This is a genomic window from Sporosarcina sp. NCCP-2331 (genome assembly GCF_023707945.1).
In the GTDB taxonomy this organism is placed as follows: Bacteria; Bacillota; Bacilli; order Bacillales_A; family Planococcaceae; genus Sporosarcina; species Sporosarcina cascadiensis.
Genome location: NZ_BRCD01000023.1, coordinates 1 through 19,820, shown reverse-complemented (window position 1 = coordinate 19,820; position 19,820 = coordinate 1). Strand labels below are relative to the sequence as shown.

Genomic DNA, 19,820 nt, shown 5'->3' with positions numbered 1-19,820 from the left:
GAGTATTTTGAGAAAAATTATTGTTGGTTCCCGCAGAAGTAATTTAGCATTAACACAAACGAAGTGGTTCATTGAGCAGCTGAAAGAAGCTGGGGTTCCATTCGAATTTGAAATTAAAGAAATTGTGACAAAAGGAGATCAGATTCTGGATGTTATGCTATCAAAAGTAGGCGGAAAAGGTCTGTTTGTTAAAGAAATTCAACAAGCACTTTTCGATAAGGAGATCGACTTTGCAGTACACAGTATGAAAGATATGCCCGCCGTTATTCCGGATGGTCTGACAGTCGGCTGTGTACCTGAGCGTGTAGACCCGCGTGACGCCTATATCGCAAACGATCATGTTCGTTTCATGGACTTGCCAATCGGGGCAGTTGTCGGCACATCAAGCCTGCGCCGCAGTTCTCAGCTGCTGATGCTTCGTCCTGATCTTGAAATCAAATGGATTCGCGGAAATATTGATACACGTCTCCGCAAATGCCGTGACGGAGAATATGATGCAATTATTCTGGCTGCTGCAGGCCTCAAGCGTATGGGCTGGGATGACGAAATTGTAACGGAATATCTGGCGCTTGATGATTGCATTCCGGCTGTAGGGCAAGGTGCATTGGCAGTTGAATGTCGTGAAGATGACGCTGAACTGCTGCAGGAACTTTCAAAACTGACGGATCATAAAACATGGATAGAGTTGCAGGCCGAACGCACTTTCCTTTCTGAAATGGACGGTTCCTGCCAAGTGCCTATCGCTGGATTTGCGACGTTTGACGGCAAAGAAGTGGAATTGACAGGATTTATTGCCTCACCGGATGCAATTCAAGTCTTCCGTGAAACTGTGAAGGGAACAGATCCTGTTGCAGTCGGTAAAGAAGTAGGAAAGCTTTTGCGCGATCAGGGCGCTGCTGAAGTGATTGAGAAAGTGAAGGCGGAAATGGATGCGTAACGCGTTACCTTTATATGAAGAAACAGTGATTTTCACTGGAACCCCCAAATCTCAGGAAGCAGCTGAACTGGTTAAGGGGTATGGGGGTATTCCGGTTTCTATTCCGCTCATTGAAGTGGAAGAAGTAAAGAAAAAAGATGACAAAGAACGTTTGAAAGATGCCATGAAAGCAGACTGGCTGATTTTTACGAGTCAGAGTGCTGTTGCTTCATTCCGTTCTAAAATGCTGCGCAATCAAATTACTTCCAAGAACTATGCCGGCAAAGTTGCTGCAGTCGGCACACGAACAGCAGCTGCATTAGATCAGCTCGGCTTTGATGTATCATTCATTCCGAGTGTATTCAGTGCAGATGTATTTGTGAAACAGTTTAAACCAAAAGAATCAGAACAGTTGAATGTATTGTTTTTAAAAGGATCGCTTGCAGGCACTATGATTCGTGAAGAGCTGCCATTCCACGTTTCGGAATGGACAGTGTATGAAACGAAAAGTGCTGTGAGTTCCATTGATAAATTGATCAAACAGATTACTCAGAAAGAACAGGTTTCCGTGCTGTTCGCAAGTCCCTCGGCTGTGGATGTATTTGCTTCACGTGTCGTACCGAAAACGACGTGGAACGGTTTTACCATCTGCGCCATCGGACATGTCACCGAGCGCGCCTTGCTGAAAGCCGGAGCGCCTGTTCATGTAATACCTGAAACGTATACATTGGTCGAGCTGGTGCATGCACTAGCCAAACGAAAGGAAGGTTTCAAATGAACCCGATTGAATTTAAAAGACATCGCAGACTTCGCACAAATCCAACTGTGCGTGCAATGGTAAGGGAAACGTCTATTAAAGCTGCTGATTTTATTTATCCAATATTTGTAACAGAAGGCGAGCAAGTCCGAAACCCGATTGCTTCCATGCCGGGAGTCGATCAGTTTTCCATTGATATGCTGCTGAAAGAAACAGATGAGGTTGTTGAACTCGGCATTTCTTCGATTATTTTATTCGGCATTCCGTCTGATAAAGATGAGTGCGGAACAGAAGCGTATGACGACGACGGTATTATTCAGCGGGCAACACGTGCGGTGAAAGAGCGTCATCCTGAACTCGTTGTCGTTGCTGACACATGTCTTTGTGAGTATACAGATCACGGACATTGCGGAGTCATCAAAGATGGGGATGTTGATAATGATGCGAGTTTGGTGCTGCTTGCGAAGACTGCAGTCAGCCAGGCGAAAGCCGGAGCAGATATAATTGCACCGTCTAATATGATGGACGGCTTTGTTGCAGTTATTCGGCAGGCTCTTGACGACGCAGGTTTCCAAAACATTCCGATCATGTCTTATGCGGTAAAATATGCATCAGCTTATTATGGTCCATTCCGTGATGCAGCACAGTCCACGCCGCAGTTTGGTGACCGTAAAACGTATCAGATGGATCCTGCAAATCGAATGGAAGCGATGCGTGAAGCAGAATCCGATATTTTAGAAGGTGCAGATTTCATCATTGTGAAACCGGCTCTGTCTTATTTGGATATTATCCGCGATGTGAAAAATCATGTGTTATTGCCTGTTGTTGCGTACAATGTCAGCGGAGAGTATGCAATGGTCAAAGCAGCTGCGCTTAACGGCTGGGTAGACGAAAAGAAAATCGTGCTGGAAACATTAACAAGTATGAAGCGTGCAGGCGCAGATATTATTATGACATATCATGCAAAAGATGCTGCTCGCTGGCTGGAGGAGAAATAATTGAGACGAAATTATTCGAAATCTGAAAAAGCATTCAAAGAAGCTGTAAACTTAATGCCGGGCGGTGTGAACTCTCCGGTTCGCGCGTTTAAATCTGTCAATATGGACCCGATTTTCATGGAGAGCGGAAAAGGTGCGATCATTAAGGATATTGACGGCAATGAATATATCGACTATGTATTGTCTTGGGGACCCCTCATTTTAGGACATACAGATCCGGATGTTGTATCTGCGATTCAGCGCGTGGCTGAAACCGGGACAAGTTTTGGGACTCCGACTTTAGTGGAAAATCAATTAGCTGATCTTGTGATCGAACGCGTACCGTCGATTGAAATGATCCGCATGGTTTCATCCGGTACAGAGGCGACAATGAGTGCCCTTCGTCTGGCAAGAGGTTATACACACCGCAATAAAATCTTGAAATTTGAAGGCTGCTATCATGGTCACGCGGATTCATTGCTGATTAAAGCAGGATCTGGTGTTGCGACTCTTGGCTTGCCTGACAGTCCGGGTGTACCGGAGTCGATTGCTGCTAATACAATTACCGTTGCATACAATGACTTGGATAGTGTCAAAGCGGCATTTGACGAGTTTGGTAATGATTTAGCGGGCGTTATTGTGGAGCCGGTGGCCGGTAATATGGGCGTCGTTCCGCCTGAGCCGGGTTTCCTTGAGGCGTTGCGTGAATTGACAACTGCAAATGGCACGTTGCTAATTTTTGATGAAGTAATGACTGGTTTCCGTGTTGGCTATAATTGTGCCCAAGGTCACTTCGGTGTAACTCCGGACCTGACATGTCTTGGAAAAGTAATTGGCGGCGGCCTGCCCGTCGGTGCTTACGGCGGAAAGCGCGAAATTATGGAGCACATGGCACCAGCAGGTACTGTTTATCAAGCAGGGACATTGTCTGGAAATCCAATGGCAATGACTGCGGGTATCGAGACGTTGAAAAAGCTGACTCCTGAATCGTACGAACGTTTCGTTAAGCTTGGCGATTTGTTGGAAGATGGATTCCGTGAAGCAGCTTTAGCCAACAATATTCCGCATACAGTAAACCGTGCCGGCTCGATGATCGGGTTCTTCTTTACGAATGAACGGGTCAATAATTACGATCAGGCAAAAACTTCCGATCTGCAATTATTTGCAGAATACTATCGTTTGATGGCAGAAGAAGGCATTTTCCTGCCGCCTTCTCAATTTGAAGGTATGTTCTTATCTACTGCTCATACTGAAGAGCATATTGCAACAACGGTAGAAGCGTTCCATCGCGTATTTGCTAAATTAAAGAAATAATTTTCAAAACGCCAGGCGGACATCTGTTGTGACGACAGATGTCCCGCCTGGTGTTTTTTTGTTTTAAAAGTTTGGCTCATCACCAAAACAAGTGCTTGACAGTGTACATAGCAAGCAGTTTGGAGTTAAAGGTAAGTAGAGAGAGACCGTTTCCCTGCGTTCCAGGCGGACGCGTTCTGGAGGGCCCTCGGTGAGCCAACTGGTCGCTTCGCTCCCCTTAGTTGTCTCATCCTATCGGGCTGATCCTCCCAGAGTCGCCGCCTGGAACGAAGGTACACTGGATTGTTTTTCAATACTCTTTGCGTGAGTGGGCAGTATGAGCTTACTGTCTTAGATTAGTATAAGAAGTATAGAATTTCATGCAATACCTATTACCCCCCAAGGGACACAGATCCTTGCGATCAATGACTTTGCAAAGTCGAGTAAACGAAACAACGCCGACTAACTCGCACTCTGCAAAAAAGCAGCATGACATATATTCTCCACACCAGCGAAGGCGCCTTTGCGGGGTCGGCCGTTGCTGGGAGACTGCTGGCACGTTCTTCGCCAGTAGGCTCATAGCGTAAGGCAATCCCCCAGCGCCGAAGCGGCTTTAAACTGCCGCAGGATTTACGCAATACGTACGTGACACGTTATCAAAAACAAATTTTGGCGCAGACCCTAAAAAGATTTCTTCTAAAAATCGCAGCAGCTTCATATAATGGCCTGAGTTAAGAAAAGGAGTGAAGCATATTGACTGCACATGAATGGACAGTGTCGGAGACTTTTTATTTTCCGGCTGAATATGGTGCTTTTTCGGAGGCTGCCGAGCTGAAAGTGACGCCGGGTTATACGGAAGAACGCACAGAAGAGGCAATCCGGCTGCAAGGAATTTATCATATCGCCGCCAATGTGGTCTTTGATTCAGACAAGCTGATCGAGGATTCAGCAGAAGATCGCTTAATTATTGACGATGTGGAAGTGGAGAACGGCAATGGATATTTTGAATATGCGGTCCCGCTGAATGTGGATTTGCCTTCGGAAACAGTCAGTACGGTTGATCTGAAAATCGCCGATGTACAGTCCTCTCCGCTGGAAGACGGCGGATTGTATGTAGAATGGAAAGTACAGCTTCAGAGCGAATCGGTTGTGAAAGAAGAAGCAGTGGCTGCAGTACAGGAAGTAGCAGTCGCAGTAGAGTCGACATCTCATTTAGAGTTTTTGGCGAATGCCGATCAGGCAGTGGAGCAGGGGCAAAAAGAAATGGAAGACTTTCTCTTGTACATCGCAGAGCTTGATGACGATGTAACAAGAAAGATCTTCCATTCAAATAATGTTTTTGTAGAAGCAGAACGAGAGACAGGCGAGGAGGCAAAACAATAAAAAGTCGCCTGTTGTCGGCACGATCAGCAGCCGGATTAATTGGAAAACGGTCAGCGGAATAATACAGTTCTTGCAGTAAAACCTGGTTTTCCTCAGCCAAGGCGGCAGCAAGTAGGGATTATAGCTTCTGCGCACGTACACCATCCTTTCAGGTTTCATTAAGTTACGCTTGACGTCTTCAGCGTTCTTCCACTATAATAATGGGGATTAGAATATCTATGCGTTGAATAGGTCAGTACATGTGACGGGTTTTCTTAAGAGAGGGTGCGATTGGTGGGACGTACCTGGAAACTGCAGATGGAACGTCGCCTATGAGCAGTTTCTGTGAACCTTCAGTAGCAGAGACCGGTGAAAACCGTTACGATCCATGAAGATGTATGCTTATTAAGCGTTCATAAATAAAGGTGGTACCACGAGCTCCTTCGTCCTTTTTACGGGATGTATGGGGCTTTTTTGTATTCACTTTTATCTGAATTCAACAGAAAACCCCTGCTGAATTCAGATAAAGCCTCCGGCGGATGTCATGAATTTTGGATGGAGTTAAATGTGCAAGCACATTTCAAAATCCAGACGCAATCACGCCAAGGCGCGCTTGAAAGAATAAAGGAGGAACTAAAAATGACAGATGAACTGACAATGCCGACAAAATACGATCCCCAGGCAGTCGAAAACGGCCGCTATGACTGGTGGCTTCAAGGTAAATATTTTGAGTCCGATGTAAAGAGCGAGAAAGAACCGTATACCATTGTGATCCCGCCGCCGAATGTGACCGGCCGGCTTCATTTAGGGCACGCGTGGGATACTACGTTACAGGATATGCTTATTCGAATGAAGCGTATGCAAGGCTATGATGCCTTGTGGCTTCCAGGGATGGACCACGCAGGGATTGCCACACAGGCGAAAGTGGAAGAAAAACTGCGTGCTGAAGGCAAGACGCGTTATGATCTGGGCCGCGAGAAATTCGTTGAAGAGACATGGAAATGGAAAGAAGAATATGCGGATCATATCCGTGAGCAATGGTCAAAACTTGGATTGGCTCTCGATTATTCACAGGAACGTTTTACACTTGACGAAGGTCTATCCAAAGCAGTGCGTGAAGTTTTCGTTACCCTTTATAAAAAAGATCTGATCTACCGCGGAGAATATATTATTAACTGGGATCCTGCGACGAAGACGGCTTTGTCTGATATCGAGGTTATCCATAAAGATGTGCAGGGTGCATTCTATCATATGCGCTATCCATTGACGGATGGCACGGGACATATTGAGATTGCGACTACACGTCCGGAAACGATGCTCGGGGATACAGCCGTTGCCGTACACCCGGATGACGAGCGTTACCAGCATTTAATTGGCAAGATGGTAAAGTTGCCGATTGTCGGCCGTGAAATTCCGATTGTTGCAGATGATTACGTTGAAATGGACTTCGGAAGCGGAGCTGTGAAAATAACACCGGCTCATGATCCGAATGACTTTGAAGTGGGTAATCGTCACAATTTGCCACGCGTACTCGTTATGAATGAAGACGGTTCAATGAATAAGCTGGCGGGCAAGTATGAAGGCATGGATCGTTTCGAATGCCGCAAGCAAATTGTGAAAGATCTTCAGGATATGGGTGTGCTTTTTGAAATTGAAGAACATATGCATTCTGTCGGTCACTCTGAGCGAAGCGGTGCGGTGGTTGAACCTTATCTGTCTACACAATGGTTCGTGAAGATGCAGCCGCTTTCCGAAGAAGCGATTAATCTGCAGAAAAATGAAGAAGAAAAAGTTCATTTCGTTCCGGAACGCTTTGAAAAGACGTATCTTGGATGGATGGAAAATGTCCACGACTGGTGTATTTCCCGTCAGCTCTGGTGGGGCCACCGGATTCCTGCCTGGTATCATAAAACGACAGGTGAAATCTATGTTGGACAGGAATCTCCTGCTGATGCGGATAACTGGGAACAGGACAAGGATGTACTCGATACGTGGTTCTCATCCGCTCTATGGCCGTTTTCCACTATGGGCTGGCCGGACACTGACAATGAAATGTTCAAAAAATATTACCCGACAGACGCCCTTGTTACAGGATATGATATTATCTTCTTTTGGGTGTCCCGCATGATTTTCCAGGCATTAGAATTCACGGAAGAGCGTCCCTTCAAGGATGTCTTGATTCACGGGCTGGTGCGCGCGGAAGACGGGCGGAAAATGTCTAAATCTCTTGGCAACGGTGTAGATCCAATGGACGTCATCGATCAGTACGGAGCAGACGCATTGCGTTACTTCCTGGCGACCGGTTCTTCACCTGGACAGGATTTGCGCTATTCAACAGAAAAAGTCGAAGCGATCTGGAACTTTGCCAATAAAATTTGGAATGCTTCCCGTTTTGCGTTGATGAATATGGATGGCATGAAGTTCGAGGAAATCGATCTGTCAGGAGAGAAATCAGTAGCGGACGACTGGATTCTGACACGTCTGAATGAAACGATCGAGCAGGTAACCAGCCTTGCAGACCGTTATGAGTTCGGCGAAATGGGCCGTGCGCTGTATAACTTTATCTGGGATGATTTCTGTGACTGGTATATCGAGATGGCGAAATTGCCGCTGTACGGTGAAGATGAGGCAGCAAAGAAGATGACTCGTTCGGTACTGGCGCATGTGCTGGATCAGACGATGCGTTTGCTGCACCCGTTGATGCCGTTCATTACCGAAGAAATCTGGCAGAACTTGCCGCATGAAGGCGAGTCAATCACGGTAGCGAAGTGGCCGGAAGTGGATGCTACGCTATCTGACTCTGCGCGTGCGTCTCATATGAAGCTGCTGATGGATATTATTAAAGCGGTGCGTTCTATCCGTTCAGAAGTGAATACACCGATGAGCCGTAAAGTCGATCTGTATATTTCTGCGAAAGATGAGTCGACAGTTGAAGTTCTGGAAGCGAACCGCAGCTATATCGAGAAATTCTGTAATCCGGAAATGTTGACGATTGGTGTGAAAGTGGATGCACCGGGAAAAACAATGTCAGCTGTTGTAACAGGCGCAGAGCTGTATTTGCCTCTGGAAGGCTTGATTGACATCGAAGAAGAAATCGCCCGTTTGACGAAAGAACTTGGCAAGTGGCAGGGCGAAGTGAAACGTGTTCAGGGCAAATTGTCCAATGAACGCTTTACTGCGAAGGCTCCGGCTGAAGTGGTGGAAGAAGAACGTGCGAAAGAGCAGGATTATTTAGAGAAGCATGCGGCGGTTGAGCGTCGTATTGCGGAGTTGAAGGAAATTTGATATGTGAAAACAGGGCTGCAGCGAGTTAATTCGCCGGCCCTGTTTTTTTTAGTTGCCGCTGTATGTAAGCCATCAGCTTCTCGGCAACGGAAAAATCATGCGTTGCGTATAGTGAGCGTGCGCCGACGGGATCTTCGATTTCATTCAGCTGCCAGCCGCCATGCACAGGCAGCAGGAAGTCGATGCCGATGTAGTCGCTCTTGATGGCGCGGGCGATGGTTTGGACTTGTTTTGTTTGCGTACCATCTAATGTATATTTCTCGATAGTGCCGCCGAGCGTGTAGTTCGACTTGAATGACTCGGCGTCACCTGTACGTTTGACTGCGCCAAGTACTTCATCGCCGAGCACGAAGACGCGGACATCCTGTGAATGGGAGTCGATAAATGGCTGGGCGATGAGTTCATTCGGATGAAATTGGCTCAGTACCTCGTTGGCTTCAGACTGGGTGCTGCAGAGAAATACTTCACTGCCGCCATGTCCGTTGCGAGTTTTCAGCACGAACGGCAAATCAGGCAGCCGTTTATCTGCACGAAACGTCGGAACAGCGGGAATGCCGAGCAGGGAAGCGAGTTCGAATGTCCGCAGTTTATCGTTGGCGATTTCATTGACGGCTGCACGGTTGAACAGGCGACAGTCGGATTTCTCCAGCTGACGGGCGAGCGCCGGGTTTCTGTCCCGGAATAACAGGAAGTCATAAGTTGTATTTGGCGGTTCAGTCAGCAGCTCAAGACCGATATTCAATTTTTCTGCTTCATTCTGCAGATCGGCAATGAAAGCGTGATTCCGTTCCGCTTCCTGTACGCTATAGTAGACAGCGCCTCTCATGCAAGCTTCCTCAATACATAGCTGACCATCGCATCCGCCACATTGATTCCCGTGACGTTATAAATATTACGTATATGGGCGGCTGCGTTCACTTCGCAGACAAGCGGTTCTTCATTCGGACCGTATAGGAGATCCACGCCCGCAAACTCCGCGCCGACCGCTTTCGCCGCACGCAGTGCCAGCTGCTTTTGCTCAGCGGTCAGTTCGACTACTTCCGCTGTGCCGCCGTTTGTAATATTTGCCCGGAAATCCGTTTCGGAATGCCGGTACATTGCCGCGACTATGTCATCGCCGACGATATTGACCCGCAAATCACGCCCTCTGCTCGAACTGATAAATTTCTGGAAAACATAATCAACGCCGCGCAGTTCATCCGTCTTTTCATAGAAAGCATCCTCTGTCTCAATCAAATACACTTTCATGCCGAATGAACCGTGGCCTTCCTTGATAATCATCGGCAGGCCCAGCTGCTCGAGCACAATTTCATAATAGCCGCTGTCACGAATGGTGAAATTCGGATACACTTTCGGCGCAATAATCGTCCGCGGCATAGCAATTCCATGTTTCGCCAGCTCCAAATATTGCTTCGCTTTATTATCGCAAGTCTCGATGACTTCAGGATCGTTGAAAATCGGAATACCCATCTGTTTCAAATAGCTTGCGAGCAGAATATCTTTATCTAGAAAAACCACGAAATCCGGCGGGTTATGGATCGGCTCCTGCAAATCGATCGGAATTTCATTGTTTCGTAGAAGAAGAACTTCCACACCTGCCCGGATGGCCGCTTCCCCGACGAGCCGCGCCTGATCGGCAAATTTATCACTTGTCAGGCTGCCGTTATAAATAATCCAACAACTTTTCAATCACTCCGCCACCTTTGCTATAATGAATCTACACATTAATTTTAGCACAGGAGGAATTTCAATGATTCCAAAACTCGATGAATATAAAAAACAATTTGATATAGAAAGCGATGACGCGATAAAACCGGGATTGGATGCGGTGATGGGAGCGTTGTCCACCGTACTGAAACCGGAAAAAGACCTGCACATCATCCATGTCGCCGGCACGAACGGCAAAGGCTCGACAATTGCGGTCATGGAAGCAGTGTTGCAGGCGCACGGCTATACAACAGGCGTGTTTTCCTCACCCGCGATGATTGATTTGCATGACCAGATTCGAATAAATGGAGATTCTATTTCGCCAAATGAACTGGAGTATGTGTTTGAGGAAATGAATGCGGCAGATCTAAGCGGCGTGCTGACGGACTTTGAATTGTTGACTGTGGCGGCGTTTCTGGCTTTTCGGAATGCCTCGCCTGATTACGTTTTATTGGAAACGGGAATGGGCGGACGGTTTGATAGTACGAATGTGGTGATGCCTCTAGTTTCGGTGATTACGTCGATTTCGCTCGATCATACCGGATTTTTAGGCGATACGGAGAGAAAAATCGCGCGTCATAAAGCAGGGATTATCAAACCGGGCATTCCGGCGGTGATTGGAGGGCTTTCTGAAGAGGCACGGGAAGTGATGGAGGAAGAAGCGGAACTCAACAGAAGCCTGCTGTATGTATACGGCAAAGATTTCCGGATGAATGCTGACCAATTTGAAGGAATGCAGGCATTTGAGCTGCCCGAACGCCGGATGAAAGGACCGCATCAGGCAGTCAACTGTGCAGTCGCGCTGGAAGCTTTGCTTGCGGCAGGCATTCCGTTGAAGCAGAAGGCAGTTGCAGAAGCAGTCAAAACTGCACAGCTGCCGTTTCGCTTTCAGGAAATCAGGGAAGGCGTGTTTATAGACGGAGCGCATAATCCCGCCGCTGCCAAGATGCTAGTACGGACAATTATGGAGCAGTTTCCGGGCGAGAAAGTCGATTGGGTGATCGGCATGCTGAACACAAAGGATTACGAAGAAGTATTGAAAATCTTCGCGCAGCTTGCGAACAGCTTCACTTTCGTAGATTTTCCACATCCCCAAGCAGCCAAAGCAGAGGATTTACTGGCAGTTTGTCCGCTTAATGAAAGCAAAATTGTGTCAATTTCCGAAATTGATCGGGAACAGAGCGGAAAACATAAAAAAGTAATTGCCGGCTCTCTTTACTTGTTGAGCAGTTTAATGAGACAATAGGCTTAAATCTATCGAAGTAACTAGAATTATATTGAAAATAAAGGTATTTAGTTTGATGTCAGACCATAAAATATAAAGATAATGAAATGATATACAGAAAGGAGAATCGTCATGAAAGCTAAACGGGAAAAAGGCATGACGCTGGTTGAAATATTGGCTGCACTCACTATACTGGGAATTGTTTTCATTGGCTTTATGACGATTTTTCCGCAGATGAATAATATGAATGAACGAACAGAGGCAAAGTTGGAGACGATGAATTTAGCAAAGCAAGAGTTAGCAATACTAAAGAATTCACCATCATCAATCAGAGATCGTGAAATAAAAAAACCAATAGATGCCGATAAAGAAACTTTCTATTATCCTATAGAGAGTTTAGAAGAGGCTAAGAAATATAATGTTGAAGTTGATTGCTATAAAAATGAAGAGTATTGCAGTAAAGGACAGAAAGAAGAAAAATTATATAAAATTCATATAAAAGTTTTAAATGAAGATAAGTTAATTAGTGAGACTTTTGGTTATTTGAAATTAGGGCAGGTGAGTGATTGAGATGCCTAAGAATCAAAAAGGAATGACGTTAGTTGAAGTGTTAGCGACACTGATTCTTCTTTCTTTGGTGGCTGGCGTGATTTGGACAACGGTCTCCATAGCTTCTCAATTTAATATTTCTGAGACTTCAAATTTGCGACTTCAACAAGAAGCTAACTATATCATTTCACAACTTCAGCAGGTTCATAGAAATTGTTTTACGTATGATTTAACAATTAGTAAAAATGAAGTAAGAGTAGATAATTGCATGGAAGATAAAGTTACATCATCGGAATCTTATAACGGTGTGATCAGTAACCAATTTAATTACCTACCCATATTAGATCATAAAGGACAAACACCAACAAAAACAGATTTAAACCTTTCAAGCTTTAAAGTAACAGACCCTGAAAGAGCTAAGAGGTTTGTTGAAATACCAACTATAATTTCTCGTTATAAAACGGAAAAATGAGTTAAAACAATTGAAACAAAAGAAGGGAGTTAACGTGATGAAATATCCAAAAAACGAAAAAGGTTACGCGTTAATTATCGTTTTGTTTGCTATTGTTTTTATAACAATGATAACTGCTGTTTTTATGAGGGGTGCCTTGAGTAATGCTAAGCAGGAAAAGACAGTAGATGAAAATAATCTTACTGTGGTAGCTGCAGAGGCAGGAGTTGATTATTACACCTTCGAATTAAAGAAAGCATATAACGATGAAGACCTAAAGCAATTATTAATTGATAAAGTGAATGAGTCTATTGCAAATGAAGAATCACATATAAATGCTGTAAGAATTAATAAAGAGATAGTAGAGTACGTAAAAGATAAAATTAATGAAAAAGTTGAAGAGATTAGAGATTTGCAGAAGATAACCACTTTTGATCTTGCTGATGATTATCGGCATGAGCTATTAATGCCTCCTTCAATTTCAGATAAAAAAGTTGAAAGTGGCATTACAGAAATCATTGTTAAAGGTGAAGTAGAAGGGATAAATGAGAATGAAAGCATAAAGAAAGAAAAGGTGAAGAAGCTGACTTTCGAACTGAAATTTGAGTTACCAGATATAGAAGGCTACCTTAAAAACTTAGATGGTAATCAGGAAGGTAATGTTGGTAACGACAATGATTTTGATATGAATCATGAAATACCATCTAATATTTGTAAAAACATAGTAGATATAGAAAATGAAAATTGTCTCTTCCCCTCTGGAAAGACAAGTTCTTTAGAATCTGTTAAAGACAAATCAAAAGTATTTATTAATGAAGATTATAATGGCCATAAAAGTATTGAAATTCAGGAGTCGTTATTTTACACAAAGGGAATTTCAAACGGAAGTAATTTTGATGTGCAAAAATCCCAGTTTCATATTGTTGGAAATCTAAATAAATATGGAGGTATGAAAATTCAAGAGTCTAACGCTTACATCGGAGGAGAATTTAGTGAATCTGGCAGTGTAGACTTTCAAAAGTCAAACATTATTATAGGGAAGACATTTAATTTCAGAGGATCTAGTGGAAATCAAATACAAGAAAGCATCATGAAGGTAGGAGCTGATTTCCGTGCTCCAAATAAAATCACAATTCAAAAAACAGATTTAACTGTAGATGGTATGATGGAATTTAGAAGCGGAAGTAAATTTGAAGAATCAAGACTTAGTGTAGGAAAGCAATTAGATGCGCCTTCTAAATTAGAGGCACAGAAAACAGAAGTGAGAATTGGGGATTTCTTGCAACTTAATTCTGGGGGAGACTTTCAAGAATCAAATTTCCATATTGGTTCGTATTTGAATTCTCCTCAAACTCTTAATTTACAAAAGACTAAGATGTATGTTGGGGGATATCTGCAAATTAACACTGAGTCTAAATTCGAAGAATCAGCAATAAATATAGAGAATTATTTCAAGTCTCCAAACAAAATAATTATCCAAAAATCGGCAGTTACCACAAAAAATACAAATATTGACAAATTAAACTTGCAGGAAACAGTATATTGTAGTGAAGACTTTAAAGCTAGAGAACTTTCTATGGAAAAAAGTAAGATTTTTTATATTAATAGTTCTAGTCATGAAGGTAACGGTGAGGATATTTTTAAACTGACTAAGGCTCAATATGAAGACACATGTAATTTAGATAAGCAAATCGACGAACCCAAACCGCCTAAACTACCGGGAGGAGGGCAACCTTCTGAAATACCTGAACTTCCAGACGAGAATATATTTTCCGGCCATATACCAAAACTTGAAAAAGTAGAGTACTAACCAAATTAGCATGTTGCCACTTCATGAAAAAGGTGATCACAATGAAACCAAAACTATACACAATAACCCTGCTCTGGGCAGCCGCACTCCTGGCTTTGTCCGCGCTCTTCGTTCAAGACACCTACGCAGGTGACGGCTTCTTCTCAAACATCAAACGCTTCGGCAAGCATACGTATGTTGGTCCATTTGATGTATCGAAGATGAGCCATAAAAAGGCGAAAGAGAAGCTGGCAAGCGACTTTACGGAGCTGGATGAGAATCTGCAAGTAGAATTGATGGTGCAGGATTATTCTGTGCAGGTGCCTGCTGAAGTGATTACGTTTGATCCAGACGCGACACTCTCGCAGGCGGCTTCGGGGCAGGATAACGCTTTGATTGCGGATGTTTCGCGTGACGGGCTGCGAACGGTGCTGAAACAGAATTTTGATTTGCTCTCATTCTCGGAAGATGAAGTAGATACGATTGCTTCTAAAATAGAAGAGTATGTGCGCAGTGGAATTATGCCGCAGCGGATTCATTTGCCTGAATTTATTCCTAATTTGTACTCACAGACACAGACCATCGCGACGGCATCTTATCAGCTTTCGGAGGTTCCAAAAGGTATCCGGTTGTTGATGAATGACCTGGATGGAACAGAAATTCAGCCGAATTCTACGTTTTCATTTACAGAGTTTTTAGAAAGCAAGGAAGCGGCAGCGGCATCGGATGAAGAGATGACTATTATGGCTTCGATGCTGTATGCGGCGGCTTTGCAGACGAACTGGATTATTGACGAGCGGAATATTAGCAGCGAGCTGACGGCGGAAGTGCAGCCTGGTTTTGAGGCGGCGATCAATCGCAAACTCGGTTTGAATTTCATGTTCTCTAATCCGAATCAGACAGTATTCACTGTTCACACGAATTGGACAAACTCCAAGCTTGAATTGACGGTGGAAGGGTTGCCGTTTGTTCATAGTTACGAACCGGAAGTGGAAACATTGAAGACCTACGAGCCGAAAACGGTGATCCGCTACAGTGCATTCGTATCGCCGGGCGTCAAGGAAACATTGGACAGCGGAAAGAAAGGACTCGAAGCGACGGTGAAGCGGAAAGTAATGCTCAATGGTTCGCTCGAAAACTATGAAGATATTTCGGTAGATTTCTATATGCCGGTTCCGCGGGTGGAACGCCATCATCTCATACAGAACGAGAAAACCGATGACAATGCCAATAGCGGAACGGACGGAGACCCAGGAGGCAACGATTCGAATGAAGGCGGTTCGTCTGACGGAAACACCGACGGCAGCGGAGGGACTGGTTCAGGAAACAGCGGAAGTTCATCCGACAAGCCTGGAAACAACTCGTCGAAACCAAACGCATCAGACGGGAAAGGTGATAACGAAATCATCTACGACAAAGGCGGGAACATCATGAAGTTCGATAAGGATGGCAATCCAATCGACTGACAGAGGGGGATTCAGATGGCATCAACTAGAAAACGTCTGGGTGATTTATTAATAGAATCCGGATTATTGACGGATGAGCAGCTGATGAGCACGCTGAAAGATAAGCCGCGCGACCAGCGGCTGGGTGACGCATTGCTTCAGCGCGGATATATTACCGAGCAGCAGCTGATCGAAGTGCTGGAGTTCCAGCTCGGCATACCACATGTGAATTTATTCCGCTATCCGTTTGATCCAAAACTCTTTAATATCGTGCCGAAAGGATTGGCCAAGCAGAAAATGATTGTACCGCTTAAGCGTGATGGCGATAAATTATTCGTCGCAATGGCGGACCCGATGGACTATAACACAATTGAAGACCTGCGCCTGTCGACTGGTTTCCATATTGAGACGGCAATTGCGTCTAAAGATGATATTAATCGAACGATCACTAGGTATTATGATGATGAATTATTTGACGATATCGTATTTGATGAACCAGAACCGCAGGCGGAACAGCAGCAGGAAGAACTAGTCGATAATGATTCACCGATCGTCCGTCTCGTCAATCAGATTATTTCGAGCGCTGTATCGATGAAGGCGAGTGATATCCATATCGATCCGCAAGAACACCAGGTCGTCATCCGGTTTCGTGTAGACGGCAAGCTGCATACGGAGCGGGTGCTTCCGAAGCATATGCAGTCCATGCTGATTGCGCGGATCAAAATCATGGGAAATCTGAATATTACTGAATCACGCATCCCGCAGGACGGCCGAATTAAGATTACAATTGATTTCCGGCCGATTGACCTGCGCCTTTCTACTCTGCCGACCGTTTTTGGAGAGAAGGTCGTCATGCGGATTTTGGATTTGAGCAGCTCGCTGAACGACTTGGCGAAGCTCGGGTTCGGACCAACAAATTTAAAACGCTTTCTAGAGGAAATTGAAAAACCGAACGGTATCATATTAATTTCAGGACCTACCGGCTCAGGTAAATCTTCTACGCTATATGCGGCATTAAATAGGCTGAATGACGAAGACGTCAATATCATTACGATTGAAGATCCGGTCGAGTATCAGCTCGAAGGAATCAATCAAATCCAGGTGAATAACAATGTTGGATTGTCGTTCGCGACAGGACTACGCTCGATTCTGCGTCAGGATCCCGATATTGTCATGGTCGGTGAAATCCGAGATAAAGAGACCGTGGAAATTGCGATTCGAGCGTCACTGACGGGGCACTTAGTTTTAAGTACGATCCATACGAATGACTCGGTCGCATCCATTTCCCGTCTGCTCGATATGGGCGTCGAGCCGTTTTTGCTGACGGCTTCATTGAACGCCATAGTCGCGCAACGCTTGATCCGTAGGGTTTGCCGAGACTGTGGTACTCGTCAGCCGGCTACTCAGCGTGAACAGGAGATTTTTGCGAAACGCGGCATGTCGATTGAAGAAGTGAATCGCGGAGCAGGCTGTCCGGCATGTAATATGACCGGCTACCGCGGGCGAATTGCGATTCATGAAGTGCTGATTATCAACGCAGAGATGCGCGAAGCGATTAACAATAATATGTCACCGAGCGTCATGCGGGAAATCGCGGAGCGTAGTGCGACGATTTTCCTGATTGATGATGGTTTAGAAAAAGTAAAGCAGGGCATTACAACTACTGAGGAAGTGTTGCGAGTGGCCTTGATTGAATAGGGGTGTTGTGCAATGCCAGAACGAATTGACCAATTATTAACCGATGCGTTTCAAATGAAAGCGTCCGATATTCACCTCACAGTCGGTGTGCCGCCGGTGTTACGTGTACATGGCGAGCTGAAACGGTATGGTAAAACGGTGCTGAACGAAGAAGATACCCAGGAAATTGCCTATCAGACTGTGCCTGAAAAAATGATGGCGGCGTTTAAAGAGGCCGGCCAGATCGACTACTCCTATGAAATTGCCGGTGTCTCGCGTTTCCGTGTCAATGCTTTCCAGCAGCGCGGCGCGATTTCATTGGCATTCCGGACAATTCCTACAAAAATACCGACGATTGAAGATCTACTTATGCCCAACACACTAAAAAATTTGGCTGATACGGCGCAAGGATTAATCTTGGTTACAGGGCCTACAGGGTCAGGTAAATCCACTACTCTTGCGGCAATGATTCGTTATATGAATGAAACGATGCGGAAACATATCATTACGCTGGAAGATCCGATTGAGTATATGCATGACCACGGAACATCTATAATTGACCAACGCGAAGTTGGATTCGATACGCTGTCTTTTGCAGACGGTCTGCGGGCAGCGCTTCGGCAGGACCCGGATGTCATACTCGTCGGGGAAATGCGGGACTTGGAGACAATTTCGACTGCCATTACTGCAGCGGAAACCGGCCACTTGGTTCTGGCGACTTTGCACACATGGAGTGCTGCTTCCACAATTGACCGGATTATCGACGTCTTTCCTCACGGCCAGCAGGCACAGATTCGCGTGCAGCTTGCCGGTGTGCTGACTGCTGTCGTTTCACAGCGGCTGTTCCAGACTTCCGACAAAAAAGGACGCCGTGCGGCTACAGAAATTATGATCAATAATCCGGCAGTGTCCAATTTGATCAGGTCGGAAAAGGTGCATCAAATACCTAACGTTATTCAGACTAGCCGCTCTCAAGGAATGCATATGATGGATCATTCGGTGAAAAAACTTTTGGAACAAAGGATTATTTCTTATGAGATGGCACAGCCTTACTTGCAGGGGGATGACTGACCGTGGCACGTTTTACGTATGAAGGGCGCGATGCCAAAGCGATTCGCCGGGGTACCATGACAGCAAACAATAAGCGTGACGCGGCAATTAAACTGAAAAGTCAAGGAATTCGTGTGGTCAGTATCGTTGAACGGAAAGAGACCGTTCTGACGAAAGATATTACGATCGGCAGCCCCGTGAAACGTGATCAGCTTATTATGTTCCTGCGGCAGTTCTCCACTTTGCTGCAAGCGGGAGTGACGATTGTTGATGCGGTGAGAATTCTATCCATGCAAGTAGAGCAGCCGGCATTCCGGAAAATATTGAATTCCATCCAGGAAGATTTACGTACGGGGACACCGCTGTCAGTCGCTTTTGAAAAGCATTCGAAAGTTTTTGAGCCGCTGATTTTGAATATGATCAGCGCAGGTGAATTATCAGGTACTGTCGATGAAGCGCTCGATCAGCTGGCTGATCACTATGAGAAAGCGTACCGGACGAGACAGAAAGTTGTTTCAGCGATGGCTTATCCGGTGGTAGTCGGTATTCTGGCAATTGGCGTTGTCATCTTTTTGCTTTCATTTGTCGTACCGATGTTTGTCGATATGTTCGACAGCATTGGGGGCGAATTGCCTTGGCTTACACGATTTGTGATGTCGGCAAGTGACTGGATTCAGCATTATTGGTATCTATTAATCTTGTTTGCGTCTGCCATAGTCGTGGGGATTTTACTGATGCGTAATAATCCGCAGGGCAAGTATATGTTAGATTCGTTCTTATTGAGGGTTCCGATATTCGGCAATATCGTCAAAAAGTCTGCGCTGGCCATGATGACACGGACGTTAAGTTCGATGTTTTCAAGTTCTGTTCCTATATTGCAGGCGTTATCAATGACGGAGCGTGTGGTCGGCAATGAAGTTATCTCCCGTGTCATCGGTGAATCCAAGCAATCGATGGAACGCGGCGGATCACTGACGGAGCCAATGATGAACCACTGGGCATTTCCACCTCTAATCCCGCATATGATTGCGATAGGCGAGGAAACTGGGTCATTAGACTCCATGCTGGCGAAAGTCGCAGATTTCTACGAGAAGGAAGTTGAGGCGGCAACAGACCGCTTGAAAGCACTCATAGAGCCAATCATGATTGTTTTTCTGGCTGCAATTGTCGGGACTATTGTTCTCGCAATTATGCTTCCGATGTTCAGTATGTTTGAACAGATAGATAGTTTGTAACAGAAAATCCACTATTTTTAAAAGAATTTACGAATTTGCTATTTTTCTAGTGTTAAATTCCTAAACGCTCTGCTATACTAATCTCATAGAGTACGAAAAACA

Annotated in this window: 16 protein-coding genes and 1 other annotated feature; of the genes, 14 read left to right on the top strand and 2 right to left on the bottom strand. The window is 45.1% G+C overall.

Features of this window, described 5'->3' with window-relative positions; all coding sequences use genetic code 11:
- Positions 1-7 precede the first annotated feature (7 nt).
- The 6 genes from hemC (at position 8) to NCCP2331_RS13305 (ending at position 8,590) form a co-directional block, all read left to right on the top strand.
- Positions 8-937, top strand: a complete 930-nt coding sequence (hemC, locus tag NCCP2331_RS13335) for a hydroxymethylbilane synthase (protein WP_153721355.1) — start codon at positions 8-10, stop codon at positions 935-937.
- The gene (locus NCCP2331_RS13330) at positions 930-1,694 is read left to right on the top strand and encodes a uroporphyrinogen-III synthase (protein WP_153721354.1); all 765 of its coding nucleotides are present in this window, start codon (positions 930-932) and stop codon (positions 1,692-1,694) included. Before hemC ends, NCCP2331_RS13330 begins: the two co-directional genes overlap by 8 nt.
- On the top strand, positions 1,691-2,671 hold the full coding sequence (hemB, locus tag NCCP2331_RS13325; RefSeq protein ID WP_153721353.1) for a porphobilinogen synthase: 981 nt from the start codon (positions 1,691-1,693) through the stop codon (positions 2,669-2,671). Before NCCP2331_RS13330 ends, hemB begins: the two co-directional genes overlap by 4 nt.
- A complete protein-coding gene (gene hemL / locus NCCP2331_RS13320) occupies positions 2,672-3,964 on the top strand; it encodes a glutamate-1-semialdehyde 2,1-aminomutase (protein ID WP_153721352.1) in 1,293 nt (430 codons plus the stop codon). It abuts the gene before it with no gap.
- A 732-nt stretch (positions 3,965-4,696) separates the two neighbouring features.
- Positions 4,697-5,326 carry a hypothetical protein gene (locus NCCP2331_RS13315; RefSeq protein ID WP_153721351.1) on the top strand — a complete coding sequence of 210 codons (630 nt, stop codon included), beginning with the start codon at positions 4,697-4,699 and terminating at the stop codon, positions 5,324-5,326.
- A 214-nt stretch (positions 5,327-5,540) separates the two neighbouring features.
- Positions 5,541-5,759, top strand: a binding site (T-box leader).
- A gap of 185 nt (positions 5,760-5,944) precedes the next feature.
- Positions 5,945-8,590 (top strand): valine--tRNA ligase, encoded by a 2,646-nt coding sequence (locus NCCP2331_RS13305; RefSeq protein ID WP_251671317.1) that lies wholly within the window; start codon positions 5,945-5,947, stop codon positions 8,588-8,590.
- 25 nt (positions 8,591-8,615) lie between these two features.
- On the opposite strand, the gene NCCP2331_RS13300 is transcribed toward NCCP2331_RS13305, so the two are convergent.
- Together NCCP2331_RS13300 and NCCP2331_RS13295 are read right to left on the bottom strand one after the other, a co-directional pair.
- Positions 8,616-9,416, bottom strand: a complete 801-nt coding sequence (locus NCCP2331_RS13300; protein ID WP_251671315.1) for an ATP-grasp domain-containing protein — start codon at positions 9,414-9,416, stop codon at positions 8,616-8,618.
- On the bottom strand, positions 9,413-10,279 hold the full coding sequence (locus tag NCCP2331_RS13295; RefSeq protein WP_251671313.1) for an ATP-grasp domain-containing protein: 867 nt from the start codon (positions 10,277-10,279) through the stop codon (positions 9,413-9,415). The genes NCCP2331_RS13300 and NCCP2331_RS13295 overlap by 4 nt, the downstream gene beginning before the upstream one ends.
- A 61-nt stretch (positions 10,280-10,340) precedes the next feature.
- On the opposite strand from NCCP2331_RS13295, the gene NCCP2331_RS13290 reads away from it, so the two are divergent.
- The 8 genes from NCCP2331_RS13290 to NCCP2331_RS13255 all read left to right on the top strand — a co-directional run bounded on the left by NCCP2331_RS13290 (position 10,341) and on the right by NCCP2331_RS13255 (position 19,718).
- Positions 10,341-11,543, top strand: a complete 1,203-nt coding sequence (locus tag NCCP2331_RS13290) for a bifunctional folylpolyglutamate synthase/dihydrofolate synthase (protein WP_251671311.1) — start codon at positions 10,341-10,343, stop codon at positions 11,541-11,543.
- 111 nt (positions 11,544-11,654) lie between these two features.
- Positions 11,655-12,092 (top strand): PulJ/GspJ family protein, encoded by a 438-nt coding sequence (locus tag NCCP2331_RS13285; RefSeq protein WP_251671309.1) that lies wholly within the window; start codon positions 11,655-11,657, stop codon positions 12,090-12,092.
- 1 nt (position 12,093) lies between these two features.
- Entirely contained in the window at positions 12,094-12,543 is a 450-nt protein-coding gene (locus tag NCCP2331_RS13280; protein WP_251671307.1) for a PilW family protein, read from the top strand.
- 37 nt (positions 12,544-12,580) lie between these two features.
- Positions 12,581-14,332, top strand: coding sequence for a hypothetical protein (locus NCCP2331_RS13275; protein WP_251671305.1), 1,752 nt, complete (start codon positions 12,581-12,583; stop codon positions 14,330-14,332).
- Between the two features lie 41 nt (positions 14,333-14,373).
- Positions 14,374-15,777 (top strand): VanW family protein, encoded by a 1,404-nt coding sequence (locus tag NCCP2331_RS13270; RefSeq protein ID WP_251671303.1) that lies wholly within the window; start codon positions 14,374-14,376, stop codon positions 15,775-15,777.
- A gap of 15 nt (positions 15,778-15,792) precedes the next feature.
- On the top strand, positions 15,793-17,454 hold the full coding sequence (locus NCCP2331_RS13265; RefSeq protein WP_251671301.1) for a GspE/PulE family protein: 1,662 nt from the start codon (positions 15,793-15,795) through the stop codon (positions 17,452-17,454).
- A 12-nt stretch (positions 17,455-17,466) separates the two neighbouring features.
- The gene (locus NCCP2331_RS13260) at positions 17,467-18,504 is read left to right on the top strand and encodes a type IV pilus twitching motility protein PilT (protein WP_251671299.1); all 1,038 of its coding nucleotides are present in this window, start codon (positions 17,467-17,469) and stop codon (positions 18,502-18,504) included.
- A gap of 2 nt (positions 18,505-18,506) precedes the next feature.
- Positions 18,507-19,718 (top strand): type II secretion system F family protein, encoded by a 1,212-nt coding sequence (locus tag NCCP2331_RS13255; protein WP_251671297.1) that lies wholly within the window; start codon positions 18,507-18,509, stop codon positions 19,716-19,718.
- The last annotated feature ends 102 nt before the right edge of the window (positions 19,719-19,820 follow it).